Raw genomic sequence first — 16,787 nt, forward strand, 5'->3', positions numbered from 1 at the left:
ACGCACCCCTTGCCTGTTACAGCGCCTCCAGCTCGGCCATCAGGTCACTGAGGCGCTCGACCTTGTCGTCATCCAGTACGCTGCCTTGCAAACCTCTGACGTATTCGGCAAGGGCCTCCACGGTGCTGCACTCGAACATGGCCCGCAGCGGCAGGTTGAGCTGCAAATGCTGTTGCACCCGCGAAGCGATCTGCGTGGCCAGCAACGAATGCCCGCCCAGTTCGAAGAAGTGATCGCGCACCCCGACCCGCTCGAGCTTGAGCACATCGGCCCAGATTTCGGCCAGGCGCTGCTCCAGCTCGTCGCGCGGTGGCAGATACTCGCCGCGCAGCTGGCCGCCGATGTCGATGGCCGGCAGCGCCTTGCGGTCGAGTTTGCCGTTGGCGTTATGCGGCAACTGTTCCAGCCAGGCGAAGTGCAGCGGCACCATGTACTCGGGCAGTTCGGCGCGCAGGCGTTGCTTGAGTCGATCGAGCAGGGAGTCGTCGGCGCTGACGCCCTGGGCGGCCACCAGATAACCGACCAGGTGCGCACCGTTGCCGCCCTGCTGCACACCAACGGCGGCATCGTGCAGTTCGGGCTGCTCGTGCAGGCGCGCTTCGATTTCGCCCAGCTCGATGCGATAACCGCGGATCTTCACCTGATGGTCGATGCGCCCGACGTACTCCAGTACGCCATCGGCGCGGCGCCGCGCCAGGTCACCCGTGCGGTACAGCCGCTCACCCGGAGCGCCGTCGGCATGGGGCACGAAGGCCAGTGCGGTGCGTTGCGGGTCACCGACATAACCACGACCCACCCCGGTGCCGGCCACGCACAGCTCGCCAACGCTGCCCAGCGGCACCAGTTGCAGCTCCTCGCCGTACAGGTACAGGCGGTTGTTGTCGGTCGGCGTGCCGATTGGCAGGTAGCTGCCCTGGGTCGAGGCCGCATCGACGCGGAAGAACGCCACGTCATCCGAGCATTCCGCCGGGCCATAGGCATTCACCAGGCCCACCTGCGGGTAGCGCTGCAACCATTGCGCCGCCAGCTCCGGCGGCATCGCTTCGCCGGTCGGCAACATCCAGCGCAGCCGCCCGAGCGCCTGCCCGGTGCCCGCGAGCATGCCCTGGATCAGTGACGGCACGCTCTCCAGCACGCTGATGCCGCTGGCCTCGACGTGCGCCAGCAACGCCTGCGGATCATGGGCGATGGCGTTCGGCACGATCTCTACGCAGGCACCGAACAGCGGCGCGGCGAGGAACTGCCAGACGGAAATATCGAAGCTCTGCGAGGCGGTCTGGGCGATCACATCGTGCTCATCCAGGCCCAGGTACGGCACCTTGCTCAGCTGGTTGTTGAGCATGCCGCGCTGCTCGACCATCACCCCTTTGGGCAAGCCGGTGGAGCCGGAGGTGTAGATCACGTAAGCCAAGTGCTGCGGGCCGCTGTAGATGCCCGGGTTATGGCTGGCGACTGCGCTGGCCTGCACCTGCTCCCACACCAGCAGCCTTGGCCGCACCGGCGCATCGAGTTGGTCGAGCAGCGCCTCGGCCTGCGCGGCGCAGGCGGCCGTGCACACCAGCAGCGGCGTGCGGCTGAGCTCGACGATGCGTTGCAGCCGCGCACTCGGCAGGCTCGGGTCGAGCGGCAAGTAGCCGGCACCGGCCTTGAAGCTGCCGACGATCATGCCCAGCAACGGCAAGCCGCGCTCGGCCAGCAGCGCTACCGGCTGATCGGGCTGTACCCCCGCCTCGCGCAGGGCATGGCCCAGGCGGTTGGCCGCAAGGTTCAGCCCAGCGTAGTCGAAGCTGGCCTCCAGGCAGCGCGCCACGGTGCGCTGCGGATGCGCCGCGACCTGCGCCTCGAACAATTCCACGTAGCTTCGGTGCAGCGGGTAGTCGCGGGTGCTGCGGTTGCAGTCGTCGAGTAGGAACTGCCGCTCTTGCTCGCCAAGCAGCGCCAAAGCGGCCATGTCGCCGTCGAACTGCTCGACCAGCGCCAGCAGCAGGCGCTTGAATTCGGCCAGCAGCCGCTCGACGGTCGGCGTGTCGAAATAGCGCTGGTCGAACGACAGGTGCAGGCCCAGGTCGTCGCCTGGGTAGCACACCGCCGTCAGGGGGAAGTTGGTGTGGGTACGCCCGGAGTCGGAACTGGCGTTGAACTGCTGGGCATGGTCGAGCACAGCGCTTTCGACCGGCGCGTTCTCGAACACGAACAGGCTGTCGAACAGCGGCTGGCCCTTGGGCAGTTCGCTGCACGCCTGAATCGCCACCAGCGGCAGGTATTCGTACTCGCGCAATTCCATGTTGCGTTCCAGCAGGCCCTGCAACCAGTACCGCACGCTGCAACGCTCGCCGGCGGCGGGCAGTTGCACGCGCAAGGCGACGCTGTTGATGAACAGGCCGACGGTGCGCTGCATCTGCGGCAGGCTCACCGGGCGCCCGGCCACGGTGACGCCGAACAGCACATCGCGCTCACCGCTGTAGCGCGCCAGCACCAGTGCCCAGGCCGCCTGGGCGAAGGTGTTGACGGTCAGCTGATGGGCCTGGGCCAGCTCGCGCAGGCGTGCGCCCTGCGCCACCTCAAGGCGGGTGTAGCAGTCGCCGACGCGCATGCCGTCACCGGCGTGGTCGTGGCGCAGCGGGCGGTCGCTTGGGATCGCGGTGGCACGCTCGAAGCCGGCCAGGTTGCGCTGCCACCACTGCCGCGCATCGTCCAGGCCCTGACGCTGCAGCCAGGCGATGTAGTCGCGGTAGCGCGGCGGCGGCGCCAGTTGCGCCTGAGCGCCTTCAGCCAGCGCCTGATAGATCACGAAGAAGTCGTTCATCAGCAGCGATCGGCACCAGGCATCGATGAGGATGTGGTGGTTGCTCATCATGAACCAGTACCGCTGCTCATCGACGCGCAGCAGGCGCAGGTGGAACGGTGGCCGTTCGAGCAAGGCGAAGCCGGCCTCGCGCTCAGCCTTGTGCAGGGCTTGCAGACGCACTTCCTGAGCAGCCGGGTCGAGGCCGCGCCAGTCCTGGTAGTCGACCTCGATGCGCCCGGGCTTGTGGATGATCTGCAGCATCGCCTCGCCGGCGTTCCAGCTGAACGAGGCGCGCAAGGCTTCGTGGCGGGCCACCACCGCCTGCCAGGCGGCGGCGAAGCGCTGCGGGTCGAGAGCGCTGTCGATGCGGTAGCGGTCCTGCATGTAATAAAGGCCGGTGCCCGGTTCGAGCAGGGTGTGCAGGAGCATGCCCTCTTGCATCGGCGTCAGCGGGTAGACGTCCTCGATCTCGGCGCTGGGCACCGGCAACTGTTCGATCTGCGCCTGGCTGAGCTGCGCCAGGGGGAAGTCCGACGGCGTGAAGCTGCCGTTGCCGGGGGTCAGGCAGTGCTCGATCAGTGCCAGCAGCTCACTGCGGTAGGCCGCCGCCAGCTCGGCGATGGTGGCCTGGTCGTAGCGCTCGGCGCTGAAGGTCCAGCGCAGTTGCAGGGCACCGCCATACACCTGGCCGTCGACGCTCAGCCAGTTGGGCAAGGGCGCGTCCAGATCATGGGCCAGGCCGCTGGGGCCATCCACCGGCTGCCACAGCGCGGCGTCGTCGAACTGCTGGTCGAACTGGCCGAGGTAATTGAAGGTGATGCGCGCCTGGGGCAAGGCGGCCATGCGTTCGCGGGTGCTCGGCTCGGCCAGGTAGCGCAGCACGCCAAAGCCCAGGCCCTTGTGCGGCACCTGGCGCAGGTGCTCCTTGATGCGCTTAAGCGACTCGCTGCGGGCGGCCGCGTCGTTGCCTGGCAGCGGGCTCAGGCGCAGCGGGTAGGCGTTGGTGAACCAGCCGACGCTGCGGGTCAGGTCGATGTCGTCGAACAGGCCCTCACGGCCATGGCCTTCCAGTTGCACCAGCACCTCATCGCTGCCGCTCCACTGGCACAGGGTGCGCGCCAGGGCGGTGAGCAGCAGGTCGTTGACCTGGGTGCGGTAGGCGGCCGGCGCCTGTTGCAGCAGTTGCCGGGTGTGCTCGACGCCCAGCTCGCAGCTCAAGGAGCGCGCGTGGCGCTGGAGGTTGCCGCCCTGGGGGTGATCGCACGGCAGCTCGCGGCTCACCGTGCTCAGCTCACGCTGCCACCAGCCCGCCTCGTCACGCAGCGAATCACTGCTGGCGTAATGCGCCAGGCGCGCGGCCCAATCGCCCATGGCGTGGGTCTTGGCGTTCAGGCTGTGGCCGCGGTACAGCGCTTGCAAGTCTTCCAGCAGCACGCGCCACGACACGCCATCGACCACCAGGTGATGAATCGCCAGCAACAGCCGCTGCGCGCCGCTGGCATCGCTCACCAGCAGCCCGCGCAGCAGCGGCCCCTGGGCAAGATCGAGGCTGCGCTGCACGTCGCTGTACAGCGCCTGGCAGTCGTCCAGGTCAGCCACGCTGGCCGTCCACAACAGGCTGTGTTCGCGCTGCTCGACAGGGTCGGCATAGTGCGCCTGCCAGCGCCCGGCCGCCGCGCTGAAGCGCAGCCGCAGGCTGTCGTGGTGGAGCACCAGCGCATGCAGCGCCTGCTCCAGCGCCGCAGCCTGCAACGGCTCGCGCACACCCAGCAGCAGCGCCTGGTTCCAGTGCTGCGGCGCAGGAACGTCGCTGTCGAAGAACCATTGCTGGATCGGTGTCAGGGCGCTGCCGCCCTGGCGTGGACCCTGCTCGATCTGGCTCGGCGCGGCGCCCAGGCTGACCACTGCGGCGAGCGTCTGAATCGACTGGTGCTGGAACAGGTCACGCGGGGTGAACTGCAAGCCCAGTTGCCGCGCACGGCTGACCACCTGGATCGACAGGATCGAATCACCGCCCAGCTCGAAGAAGTTGTCCTGCACACCCACCTGCGGCACTTGCAGCACCTCGCTCCAGACCTGCGCCAGCTGCGTTTCCAGCGCGTTGCCTGGCGCCTGGTACTGCTGGCGTGCCAGTTGCAGGTCAGGTGCCGGCAAGGCGCGGCGGTCGAGCTTGCCGTTGCCCATCAGCGGCCACTGCGCCAGTAGCACCAAGTGCGCCGGCACCATGTAGTCGGGCAGGTGCTGGCGGGCCTGGGCCTTGACCGCTTCACGCAGCGCCTGCTGCGCCGCAGGCTCGGCCTCGGCCTGCGCGCTGAGCAGGTAACCCACCAACTGCTTGCCACCGGGCAGGTCAAGGGCCAGCACCACGGCTTCTTCCACCGCCGGGTGGGCTTGCAGGCGGCTTTCGATTTCGCCCAGTTCGATGCGGAACCCGCGAATCTTCACCTGTTGGTCGGCGCGGCCAACATATTCCACCAGGCCGTCGCTGCGCTGGCGCACCAGGTCACCGGTGCGGTACAGGCGCCCGCCGGGGGCGCCGAACGGGTCGGCGACGAAGCGTTCGGCGCTAAGCCCTGGGCGGTCGTGATAACCCTGGGCCAGACCGGCGCCACCGATGTACAGCTCGCCGATACCGCCTTGGGGCAACAGCGCGAGGTCTTCATCGAGCACGTAGCCGGTGCGCGCGCCGATCAGGCGACCAATGGGCACACTCGATTCCTGCGCAGGCAAGCCATCGGCCACTCGGCAGGCCAGCGGCATCACCACGGTTTCGGTCGGGCCGTAGGCGTTGAACAGTTGCTGCGGGGAGAACGCCTCGCGCAGGCGCTGCACGTGGTCAGCGTGCAACGCTTCACCGCCGGTAATCACCAGGCGCACCGGCAAGCGCTCGCCTTGGCTTTGCAAATGCTGGGCAAGTTGGCTGCCATAGCTTGGGGTGAAGCCGAGCACGTTGACCTGCTGCTCGCGCACCAGTTGGCAGATGTGTTCGGCGTCCCACTGCCCCTGGGCGCGCAGCACCACCCGCGCACCACACAGCAGCGGCACCAGCAGCCGCTCGCTGGCGGCATCGAAGTTGATCGAATAGAAATGCAGCTCGCAGTCGTCACTGCGCATGTCGAAGGCTTCGATCACCGCCAGGCAGTGCATGGCGATTTCGCCATGGCTGACCACCACGCCCTTGGGCTGGCCAGTGGAGCCGGAGGTGTAGATCAGGTACGCCTGATGTTGCGCCAGGCTCGCCACCTGCGGCGCTTCGCTGCTGTGCTCGGCCAACGCCGGGGAGTCGTCCTCAAGGCTCCAGGTGGCAACACCTGCCGGCAGCTCGCCAAGGCGTTGCAGCAGCGCGCGCTGGGCCACCAGCAGGCCCAGACGGCTGTCGCCGATCATGTAGTGCAGGCGCTCGAGCGGGTATTCGGGGTCAAGCGGCACATAGGCGCCACCGGCCTTGAGGATCGCCAGCAGCCCCACCACTATCTCCAGCGAGCGCTCCAGCGCCAGGCCCACCCGTACCTGCGGGCCGACCCCACGCTGGCGCAGGGCGTGGGCCAGGCGATTGGACTGTTGGTCCAGCTCGGCATAGCTCAGGTGCTGGCCGGCGAAGGTCAGCGCGCGCGCAGTCGGGGTGCGCGCCGCCTGGGCGGCGAACAGGCCATGCACGGTGTGATCGAGGCTCAGGTGACGCTCGCCTTGCAGGTGTGCGAACAGTTCTTGCCGCTCAGCGGCGCCGAGCATCGGCAGCTCACTCAGGCGCTGCCCGGGAGCGTCCAGCAGGCCGCCCAGCAGCTGTTGCCAGTGCTCGGCCATGCGCGCGATGCGCGGTTCGTCGAACAGGTCGCGGCTGTAGGTCAGGCAGCAGCCAAGGCGGCCGTCGAGGTCGGTGACTTCCAGGTACAGGTCGAACTTGGTCGCACTGGCATCGTTGACCAGGTAATCGACCTGCATGCCCGACAGCTCGCGGCTTTGCTGGAAGGCCCAGCGCTGCACGTTGCACATCACCTGGAACAGCGGGTTGTAGGCGCTGCTGCGTGGAGGTTGCAAGGCATCGACCAACTGCTCGAAGGGCAGGTCCTGGTGCGACTGGCCTTCGATGATGGTCTGGCGAACCTGCTCGAGCAGGGCCATGGCTGGCATTTGCCCGTCGAGTTCGCAGCGCAGCACCTGGGTGTTGAGAAAAGCGCCGATCAACCCTTCGCTTTCCGGGCGGATGCGGTTGGCCACCGGCGCGCCGATGCGCAGGTCACGCTGCCCGCTGTGGCGGTGCAGCAAGATCGCCAGGGTCGCGGTCATGGTCATGAACAGGGTCAGGCCGTGCTCGGCGTTGAAGGCATGCACGCGGGCAGCCAGCGCCGGGTCGAGGTCGAAGCGATACAGCCCGCCGCGGTGGCTTTGCACCGCCGGGCGCGGGCGGTCGCTGGGCAGGCTCAGCAGCGGATGTTCATCGCCCAGCCGCTGCTTCCAGTAATCGAGCTGGCGCTGGCCCTCGCCGCTTTCCAGCCACTGGCGCTGCCACACGCTGTAGTCCAGATACTGCACGGCCAGCGCTGGCAGGGGCGATTCGCGCTCGTCGACGAAGGCCTCGTACAGCTCGCCCAACTCGCGGGCAAAGATGTCCATGGCCCAGCCTTCGGTGACGATGTGGTGCAGGGTCAGCACGACATGGTGCTCGCGCTCGGCGCTCTTGACCAGGCAGGCGCGCAGCAGCGGCCCGCGCTCCAGATCGAAAGGCAAGTGCGCCTGTTCATCGGCCAGGCGCTGCAGGGCTTCGCTGCGCGCAGGCGCTGCCAGGGCGCTGAAATCATGCCAGCCCAGTTGCACGCCGCTGTCGGCGGCGACGCACTGCAACGGTTTGCCGTCGATGCTGGGGAAGGTGGTGCGCAGTGCTTCGTGGCGCGCCAGCAGTGCCTGCAAGGCGCGCTCGAAGGCATCGACGTGCAGCGCACCGCGCAGCCGGGCCATGCCACCGACGTTGTACGCCGGGCTGTCCGGCTGCATGTGCCAGAGCACCCACATGCGTTGCTGGGAATGCGACAGCGGCACCGCCTGACGGCGGTCGATGCGTGCGATCGGGCCTTGGCGGTTGCGCTCACCGGCGGCCTGGGCCCTGGCGATTTCAGCGCAGAAGGCGCCCAGCTCGCTGGCGTCGAACAGGGTCTTGAGCGGCAGTTCGACGTCACAGGCCTGACGGCAGCGCGAGACGATCTGCGTGGCCAGCAGCGAGTGCCCGCCCAGGGCGAAGAAGTCGTCGTGCAGGCCGACCTGCGCCAGGCCGAGCACCTCGCACCAGATCGCCGCCACCTGGATTTCCAGGCCAGTGCGCGGAGCAACGTGCTGACGCTGCTGCCAGGTCGGTGCCGGCAGTGCGCGGCGGTCGATCTTGCCGCTCGGCCCCAGCGGCATCTGCGCCACGTGCAGCAGTTGCGCCGGCACCATGTACGCCGGCAATTGCGCGGCCAGGGTGGCGAGCAGCCGCTCGCTCTGCTCGCGGCCACTGTAGTAACCCAGCAACTGCGCGCCCACCGCATCGGCATGGATCAGCACCACCGCCTGCTCGACGCCCTCCTGGGCCAGCAGGCAGGCCTGCACTTCTTCCGGCTCGACGCGAAAACCGCGCACTTTCACCTGCTGATCGAGGCGGCCGAGGTATTCCAGGGCCTGATGCTGGACGTTCCAGCGCGCGCGGTCGCCGCTGCGGTACAGGCGCTCGCCGTGGCCATCGGCACGTGGCACGAAGCGCTCGGCGGTCAGCCCTGGCCGGCCGAGGTAACCGCGGGCCAGGCCCAGGCCACCCAGGCACAGCTCGCCGGGCACACCCGGGGCGCTCGGTTGCAGCTCATCATCGAGCACCTGGCAGATGACGTTGCCCAACGGCCGACCGATCGGCGACAACCCATCGTCGCTGGCCTGGCAGCGCCAGTGGGTGACATTGATCGCGGTTTCGGTGGGGCCATAGCGGTTGTCCAGCAGCGCTTGCGGCCACAGCTGCAAGGCCCGGTCGCGCAGCGCCGCGGGCAGTGCCTCGCCGCCGCTGAAGATGCGTTTCAGGCTCGTGCAGGCGGCCGCCTGGGGTTCGTGCACGAACACCTGCAACAGCGGCGGCACGAAGTGCACGGTGGTCACGCCGAACTGCTGCACCAGCGCTGCGATGCGCTGCGGATCACGGTGTTCGCCGGGTGCTGCGAGCACCAGCGAGCAGCCGCTGAGCAGCGGCCAGAAGCATTCCCAGACCGACACGTCGAAGCTGATCGGCGCCTTTTGCAACAGCACATCGGCAGCGGTGAGGCCGTAGTGAGCCTGCATCCACTGCAAGCGTTCGGCCACTGCCGCATGGGTGTTGCCGACGCCCTTGGGCTGGCCGGTGGAGCCGGAGGTGTAGATCACATAGGCCAGGTTGTCGCCGTGCAGCGTGACCCGCGGCGGCTGGCTCGGCCAGTTGTCCAGGTGCAGTTGATCGAGGGCGATGGCGCTGACCCCTTCGCACTGCGGCAGGCGCGCCAGCAGGCCGCTGTGGCTGAGCAGCAGCGCGGCGCCGCAGTCGCCAAGCATGAAGGCCAGGCGTTCGGCCGGATAATCGACATCCAGCGGCACATAGGCGCCCCCGGCCTTGACGATCGCCAGCAGGCCGACCAGCAACTGCGGCGAACGCTCAAGCGCAATCGCCACGCAGGTATCAGGGCCGACGCCCTTGTCACGCAGGTAATGCGCCAGGCGGTTGGCCTGCTGGTGCAGGCTGGCGTAGCTCAGGCTACCGCCGTCCCAGTGCAGGGCGATGCGCTCGCCACACAGCCGCGCCTGCTCGTTGAGTTGTTCGGGCAGCCAGCGTGTGGCGGGGGTCGCCGCTGCCTGGCCCCAGGTCAGCAACTGCTGTCGGCTGTCGCTATCGAGCAACTGCACCTCGCCGATGGCCACCTGCGGCTGGGCACACACCTGTTCGAGCAGGGCCAGCAGGTGCGCGCTGATGCGCTGCACCGTGCTGGCCTCGAACAGCTCGGCGGCGTAGTCGAAAGCCAGGGTCAGGCGGCCCTGGTGGTCCTCCTCGCTGTGCAGTTGCAGGTCGAACTTGGCCTCGCGGCTGTGCCAGGGCAGTTCCTCGGCGAGCAATCCGGGCAAGCGCCGCAGCGCCGAGAGGTCGCGCTGCTGATGGTTGAACATGACCTGGAACAGCCCTTGCTCGCGGGCCTCGGGCAGCGCCTCGAGCAGTTGCTCGAAGGGCAAGTCCTGATGCGCCTGGGCTTCGAGGGTGCGCTGGCGCACCTGCTCGAGCAGCGCGGCGAACGGCAGGCGCGGGTCGAGTTCGGCGCGCAGCACCTGGGTGTTGATGAAGACGCCGACCAGGCCCTGGGTCGCCAACAGCGGTCGGTTGGCGTTGGGCACGCCGACGCGGATGTCGGCCTGGCCGGTATAGCGGTGCAGCAGCGCCTGCCAGCCGGCCAGCAAGACCATGAACAGACTGGCCTGCTGCGTCTGCGCCAGGGTGCGCAGGGCGCGGGTCAGCGGCGCCGGCACCTTCACCCTCAGGCGCGCGGCGCGCTGGCTGTGCAGGGTACTGCGCGGGTGATCGGGGTACAGGTCGAGCACCGGCAGGGCATCGCCCAGCCGCTGTTGCCAGTAGGCCAGCTGCCGCGCGCCCTCGCCCTCGGCCAGCCACTGGCGTTGCCAAATGCCGTGGTCGGCGCTGCCCAGCGACAACGCCGGCAGTTTTACGCCAGGGTCGGCGTACAACCGGGCGAATTCATCGAGCAGAATGTTCAGCGACCAGCCGTCGGCGACGATGTGATGCAGGGTTACCCACAGTTGATGCAGCTCATCGTCCAGGCGCACCAGGGTCACCCGCAGCAACGGGCCCTGGCGCAGGTCGAACGGCTGCTGGGCCTCCTCTTCGCGCAGCGCCAGCACCTGCTGCGGCGCAAGCTCGCGGCAGTCGCGCTGCTGCACGCTGAACGGCTGCGCCGGCTGAATATGTTGTAGGGCCTGGCCGTCGACCTCGCTGAACCGCGTGCGCAACGCCTCGTGACGCGCGACCAGCATCTGGAAGGCAGCCTGCACTGCGGCCACGTCCAGTTCGCCGCGCAGGCTCAGCCCGGCGGGAATGTTGTAGGCCGCCGACTCGGGCTGCAGTTGCCACAGCAGCCACAGGCGATTCTGCGCCAGCGACTGCGCCAGGGCGCGGTCGCGCGGCTGACGGACGATGGCCTGGCTGGCCGGCGCGGCAGCGCTCAGCACGGCGGCGACCGCAGCGCTGTAATCGGCCAGCAACGGCGCTTCGAACAGGGTGCGCAGGCTCAACGTCACGCCCAGTTCATCGCTGAGCCGCGCGGTCAGCTGCGCGGCGGCGATGGAGTTGCCGCCCAGCAGCAGGAAGTGGTCATCGGCGGCCACGCGCTCGAGCTTGAGCTGTTCGCACCACAGCGCGGCGATGCGCTGCTGCACGTCGCCGGCAGCGACGGCTGCTGACGCGGCGGGTTCGGCCGGCAGTGGGAAGCGTGCATAGCAATCAAGGCTGCCATCGCCCAGCCGCTGACGGCAGGCCGAGCGTTGCAGCTTGCCGCTGGAGGTCTTCGGCAGTCCACCGGGATTGAGCAGCAGCACCACCGCCGGGGCCTGGTTGCAGGCTTCGGCCAGCACCTGGCGGATGTGCTTGATCAGGCTGTCGGCCGGAGTGCTCTTCTGCATGCCACGGCCCACCTCCACGGCCACGCCGATCCCCTCCGCACCATCGTGCTCGACGGCGAACACCGCCACCCGGCCCTTGCGCAAGCCCGGCACCTCGGTTTCCAGGGTCAGTTCCAGGTCCTGCGGGTAGAGGTTCTGCCCGCGCACGATGAGCAGGTCTTTCAAGCGCCCGCTGACGAACAGCTCGCCGCCGCGCAGAAAGCCCAGATCGCCGGTGCGCAGCCAGGTCTGGCCGTCACGCTCGACGAAGGTCCGTGCGCTGGCCTCGGGGTTGCGCCAGTAGCCCAGGGCAATGCTCGGCCCGGCGGCCCAGATTTCACCAACCCGGTTGTCGTCCAGAGGTTGCAGGCTCTGCGTGTCGACCACCTGTACGGCGTGCCCAGGCTGGGCGAAGCCGCAGCTCATCAGCACGCTGTCCTGGCCAGGCTCTACCCGGTGCGCGGCGAACGCCTCGGCCTCGATGCCCAGCGCGGCGATGCCCGCGCTGCGGCGGCTGCCACTGACGAACAGCGTGGCCTCGGCCAGGCCATAGCTGGCGAAGAAGCTCGACGCGCTGAAATTGCAGGCAACGAAGCGCTCGGCAAAGGCTTGGAGGGTGTCGTGGCGGATCGGCTCGGAGCCCGAATAGGCCACCCGCCAGCGGCTCAGGTCGAGCTCGGCCAGGGCGGCGTCGCTGACCCGCTCGCTGCACAGGCGGTAGGCGAAGTCCGGGCCGCCGCTGATGGTGCCGCCGTATTCACTGATCGCCTGCAACCAGCGCTGCGGCCGTGCGAGGAAATAGCCAGGCGACATCAGCACGCAGGGCACGCCGCTGAAGATCGGTTGCAGCAGCCCGCCGATCAGGCCCATGTCGTGGTACAGCGGCAACCAACTGACGATCACGTCGTCGGGGTTGAGGTCGATGCCAAAGCCCTGGCGAATCAGTTGCTCGTTGGCCACCAGGTTGCCATGGCTGACCTGTACGCCCTTGGGCAAGGCGGTGGAGCCTGAGGTGTACTGCAGGAAGGCGATGTCGTGCGGCGCCAGCTCTGGCGCCTGCCAGGTGTCTGCAAGCGCCGGGTCGAGGTGGTCGACCGCCAGCAACTGCGGCGCATCGATGCGGGTCAGCGCCTCCAGCTCGCCGAGGCTGCTGGCCAGGGCCTCGACGGTCAGCAGCAGGCGCGGCTGGGCGTCGTCGATGATCGACAGCAAGCGCTGCTGGTGATGCTGGCGGGCAGATTCCGGTGGGTAGGCTGGCACGGCGATGACACCGGCATACAGGCAGCCGAAGAACGCCGCCACGTAATCGGCGCCGCTTGGGAACAGCAGCACCGCCCGCTCGCCGAAGCCGGCGCGGGCCTGCAAGGCCGCAGCGATGCTGCGCGCGCGCTGATCGAGATCCCGGTAGCTGAGCACTGCCTGGTCGCGGGGGTCGTCGGCCAGAAAGCGCAAGGCGACCTGCTCGGGGGTGCGCGCAGCGCGTTGGCGCAGGGCCTGGACCAGCGTGAGCGGGAGTTCGAAGGCGTCCATCATGGAATGTTCCTGCCAGAGTCTGGGTAGGTCGCGCCGCGCCAGGGCGCCAGGTCTGGCGCAGCGTGGGGCGGCGGTGAGAAGTACTCTGAGGAACGGATGGCCCTGAGCAGAAATTACTACCTGGGCGGCGCGCCAGGCCGGGCGCCGGCTGACGGCTCATAGCCAGGAACGCGAGCGATAGAGCGAAAAAGTTCGAAACTAATTAACTTTCGCAATTGACAATCATTATCATCTTGAATAGCGTGTCGACCGTCTTGGGACGCGCCGGATCGATGCCGCGTCCTTCTCCTTCTTGAGACCAGGTGATTTCCATGGCGGAACAACTATCCACAAGTAAGTGCGATTCACCCCTGCTCCAAGCCTTCGTCGACAACCGCAACATTCTGGTGAAGATCGCCGCGCGCATCACCGGCTGCCGTTCGCGCGCCGAAGATGTGGTGCAGGACGCATTCTTCCGTCTGGCGTCGGCACCGCAGATCACCTCGTCGTTCAAGGCCCAGCTCAGCTACCTGTTCCAGATCGTGCGCAACCTGGCCATCGATCATTACCGCAAGCAGGCCATGGAGCAGAAGTACTCCGGCAGCGAGGAAGAAGGCCTCAACGTGGTGCTGCTCAATGCCTCGCCCGAAGCCAGCCACATCAACTTCAGCACCCTCGAACACATCGCCGAAGCGCTCAACGAACTGCCTCAGCGCACCCGCTACGCCTTCGAGATGTACCGCCTGCACGGCGTGCCGCAGAAGGACATCGCCAAGGAACTGGGGGTGTCACCGACGCTGGTCAACTTCATGATTCGCGACGCCCTGATCCACTGCCGCAAGACCGCCAACCGCCACGGTTGATGCCACCCAGGGTATGCCCGGCCTGTGCCGGGCGCCCTGCCCGCCCGCCTCACGCCAACTGGCAGCGCTCGAAGAAACGCTCACGTCCAAGCACCATCAACGCCGCGCGCTTGTGCGGAAAATCGAATTCCTTGTCGCAGTGAAACCCCTGGCGCTGCATGTACTCGATCATGCGCTGGTTGTCGGCCCGTGGCTCGGCCACCACGCGCTGGGTGCGCGGGTCATCGAGAAACAGGTAGTGCACCAGCGCCGACATCCAGCTGGCGACTTTATGCGGCCCGCGCTGGTGCTCTTCGCCGACCAGCATGTGGATGCCGCGGTCGTAGTCGTCTGCCGGGTAGAACGGGGCGATGCGGTCCTCCTTGGCCCAGTAGGCCTCGAAGTAGGCGAACGGCTCGTCGTCGAAGCAGCCGATCAGGGTCAGCGCATGGGGATCGGCGGCGAGCTTGGCCAGGTACTGCTGGTGTTGCTCGAGGCTGCCGCCCTCCTGCCAGAAGGCCAGCACCCGCGGGTTGTTCTGCCAACGGTTGAAGCGCGCAAGGTCTTGGTCGATGTCCAGCGTGCGCAGCGACACCCAGGCCCCCAGGCGCGTGTCGAAGCGGCGATACACCTCGCCCACAGGCTTGCCTGGCCGGCGCGGATGGCGCTTGCCCTCGCTCATCAGCATCAGCTGGGGAAACGCCGGGCATTGCGCCGCGCCCAGCCAGGGCTGCGGCAATTGCCAGAACAGCGCGCGCTCGCACAGCAGCAGTTCTGGCTGCTCGGTTGCAAGCAGCAAGCCACTGTCGAGCGCCGCCGCCAGGCCCGGCCCGCCGCTGGCCGGCTGGCGCCAGAGCAGGCGCTGGCACTGCACATCGCTTGCGAACATCCAGTAGCAGGCCGCCCACAGCGCGTGCTGAGCGCGCTCGTGGCACACCTCGAGCACCTGCAATTGCGGGATGTCGCCCGGCAACACGCGCAGCTCGATCAGCGTCCGGCCCTCCCAGCTGAGGCTCAGCCGATCATGCTGCAGGCGCCCTTGCAGGCTGCGCCAACGGGGCGGGTGAAGTGACAGCGACGGGTCGGTGGCAGGCATGCTCGAGGCTCGACAGGAAAAGGACACCTTGCAGAAACGTCGCCAGCGCCCGGGAATTTAAGGCCTGGGGAGCACGGCGATCTGGTACGGGGCGAAGATGCGCGTGAGTTCGCCCTCGGCGCGCAGGCGCTCGAGCAACTCGGCGAACTGCGCCGCGCTGATCGGCGCGGCCGGGCGCAGCAAGGCGTAGTGCCGATACACCTGATCGACCCGCTCGGACACCAGCAGGCGCGCGGTGCTGCGCGGGTGGCGCGCCAGGTAGTCGCTCAGGTACGAGCGCGACACCAGGGCGACATCGACCCGCCCGCGCTCGACCATCGCCAGATTGCTCTCGTGGGAATAGCTGAGGTTGGCGTTGAAGTGTTGCAGCAGGTAGCGCCGCTCGGCGTTGAAGCCGGCGAACGCGTAGTGATAACCGCTGAACAGCGCCAGGCGCTTGTCGGCCAAGGTATCGAAGTAGGCCTGGCCGCGTCCGGGCAGTTGCCGGGCGACGAACACCTCGGCGTCTTCCAAAGCCATGTCGACGCGCTGGTGGGCGATCTGCTGCCAGCCCCAGGCCGGGTTTTCGAAGATCGCGAGGTCGGTGCGGCCTTGCTGCAAGTCGGCGAAGCGCCGTGGAATCGAGGTGGGGACCAGAATGAAACGAAAGCGCTGCTGGCACTGGTTGAGTGACTGCGCCAACTGTTGCAGCAGGCCGCTGTCGGCGCCGCGCTCGGGGTGCTGAGTGTAAGGCGGGAAATGCGCCGCGCCGATGCGCACCTCGACGGCCTCGTCTGCCCAGGCAGCGCCGAGCACCCAGAACAGGGCGAACGATACGCAATGCAGCGCGGTCTTTACTCGGGACGATGAACTCAAGCTCAAGCACTCAACGCGATGATCGGAAGCACAGGCTCCCACGCTAGGCGCTTTGTCGTCGCCGCACAACACTACCAAGGCCTTGTCTGCCGACCTTGTCTACGCTGTAGCGATTATTCAAAGGAGCCTGCCATGGGCCATTGGTTGGTCATCGACCTGGAGGCCACCACCGACGAAGGTGGCTGGCCGGTCACGGATATGGAAATCATCGAGATCGGCGCCACCCTGGTGACCCGCGAAGGGCGCGAGGTCGACCACTTCCAGCGCTTCGTGCGCCCCAGGCGGCGTCCGCAGCTGACGCCGTTCTGCCGCCAGCTGACCCACATCAGCCAGGCCAGTGTCGACGGCGCCGCACCGTTCGATCAGGTGTGGGCCGCCTTCGAGCCGTGGCTGGCGCAGCACGCCGCACGCTTGCAGGCGTGGGTCAGCTGGGGCGACTACGATCGTCAGCAGCTGCTGCAGGAATGGCGCCTGCATGCGATTCACAGCGTGCTTACCGAGCGTCCGCACATCAACCTCAAGCAGCGCTTCGCCAAGGCCCGCCAGTTGCAGCGGCCGATGGGCCTCAATGGTGCGCTGCACCTGGCGGGCCTGCAGTTCAGCGGCCAGCAGCACCGCGCCCTGGAAGATGCGCGCAATACCGCACGCCTGCTGCCGTTGAGCCTGCCGATTCAGGGCGCCTGAAAGCAGATGACGCTGGCAGGCGCCTTGGGCATACTGGCGGGCCGATTTTTCCTCCCCCCTTTTCAGGAGTCGCCCCATGTTCAAGGTCAACGAGTACTTCGATGGCACCGTCAAGTCGATCGCCTTCGAAAGCGCCAGTGGTCCTGCCACTGTCGGCGTCATGGCGGCGGGCGAATACGAATTCGGCACCGCCAAGCGCGAAATCATGCACGTGGTGTCCGGCGCGCTGACCGTCAAGCTGCCAGGCGCCGACAGCTGGGAAACCTTCGAGGCCGGCAGCCAGTTCCAGGTCGCCGCCGACAGCAAGTTCCAGCTGCAGGTCAAGGTCGATACCGCCTACCTGTGCGAATACGTCGACTGA

6 protein-coding genes are annotated in these 16,787 nt (G+C 67.7%); 3 read left to right on the top strand and 3 right to left on the bottom strand.

What is annotated here, in order from left to right; translation table 11 throughout:
- Nucleotides 1-16: 16 nt before the first annotated feature.
- Nucleotides 17-12,970, bottom strand: a complete 12,954-nt coding sequence (locus LK03_RS19665; RefSeq protein ID WP_038414227.1) for a non-ribosomal peptide synthase/polyketide synthase — start codon at nt 12,968-12,970, stop codon at nt 17-19.
- Nucleotides 12,971-13,281: 311 nt separating this feature from the next.
- Here LK03_RS19665 and LK03_RS19670 point away from each other — a divergent pair, with 311 nt between their 5' ends.
- Nucleotides 13,282-13,812, top strand: a complete 531-nt coding sequence (locus LK03_RS19670; RefSeq protein WP_038414228.1) for an RNA polymerase factor sigma-70 — start codon at nt 13,282-13,284, stop codon at nt 13,810-13,812.
- A gap of 49 nt (nt 13,813-13,861) precedes the next feature.
- On the opposite strand, the gene LK03_RS19675 is transcribed toward LK03_RS19670, so the two are convergent.
- Nucleotides 13,862-14,887, bottom strand: a complete 1,026-nt coding sequence (locus LK03_RS19675) for a GNAT family N-acetyltransferase (RefSeq protein ID WP_038414229.1) — start codon at nt 14,885-14,887, stop codon at nt 13,862-13,864.
- 57 nt (nt 14,888-14,944) lie between these two features.
- Nucleotides 14,945-15,742, bottom strand: coding sequence for a substrate-binding periplasmic protein (locus LK03_RS19680; RefSeq protein WP_081951649.1), 798 nt, complete (start codon nt 15,740-15,742; stop codon nt 14,945-14,947).
- A gap of 132 nt (nt 15,743-15,874) precedes the next feature.
- Here LK03_RS19680 and LK03_RS19685 point away from each other — a divergent pair, with 132 nt between their 5' ends.
- Both LK03_RS19685 and LK03_RS19690 read left to right on the top strand, forming a co-directional pair.
- The gene (locus LK03_RS19685) at nt 15,875-16,426 is read left to right on the top strand and encodes an exonuclease domain-containing protein (RefSeq protein ID WP_038414231.1); all 552 of its coding nucleotides are present in this window, start codon (nt 15,875-15,877) and stop codon (nt 16,424-16,426) included.
- Nucleotides 16,427-16,502: 76 nt separating this feature from the next.
- The gene (locus LK03_RS19690) at nt 16,503-16,787 is read left to right on the top strand and encodes a pyrimidine/purine nucleoside phosphorylase (protein ID WP_028693774.1); all 285 of its coding nucleotides are present in this window, start codon (nt 16,503-16,505) and stop codon (nt 16,785-16,787) included.

This window comes from Pseudomonas cremoricolorata, from assembly GCF_000759535.1.
In the GTDB taxonomy this organism is placed as follows: Bacteria; Pseudomonadota; Gammaproteobacteria; order Pseudomonadales; family Pseudomonadaceae; genus Aquipseudomonas; species Aquipseudomonas cremoricolorata_A.

Excerpts from the sequence above, each read along its gene's own strand:
- LK03_RS19685 (WP_038414231.1), top strand. The coding sequence starts at position 15,875 with ATGGGCCATTGGTTGGTCATCGACCTGGAGGCCACCACCGACGAAGGT.
- LK03_RS19690 (WP_028693774.1), top strand. The coding sequence starts at position 16,503 with ATGTTCAAGGTCAACGAGTACTTCGATGGCACCGTCAAGTCGATCGCC.
- LK03_RS19670 (WP_038414228.1), top strand. The coding sequence starts at position 13,282 with ATGGCGGAACAACTATCCACAAGTAAGTGCGATTCACCCCTGCTCCAA.
- LK03_RS19675 (WP_038414229.1), bottom strand. The coding sequence starts at position 14,887 with ATGCCTGCCACCGACCCGTCGCTGTCACTTCACCCGCCCCGTTGGCGC.
- LK03_RS19665 (WP_038414227.1), bottom strand. The coding sequence starts at position 12,970 with ATGATGGACGCCTTCGAACTCCCGCTCACGCTGGTCCAGGCCCTGCGC.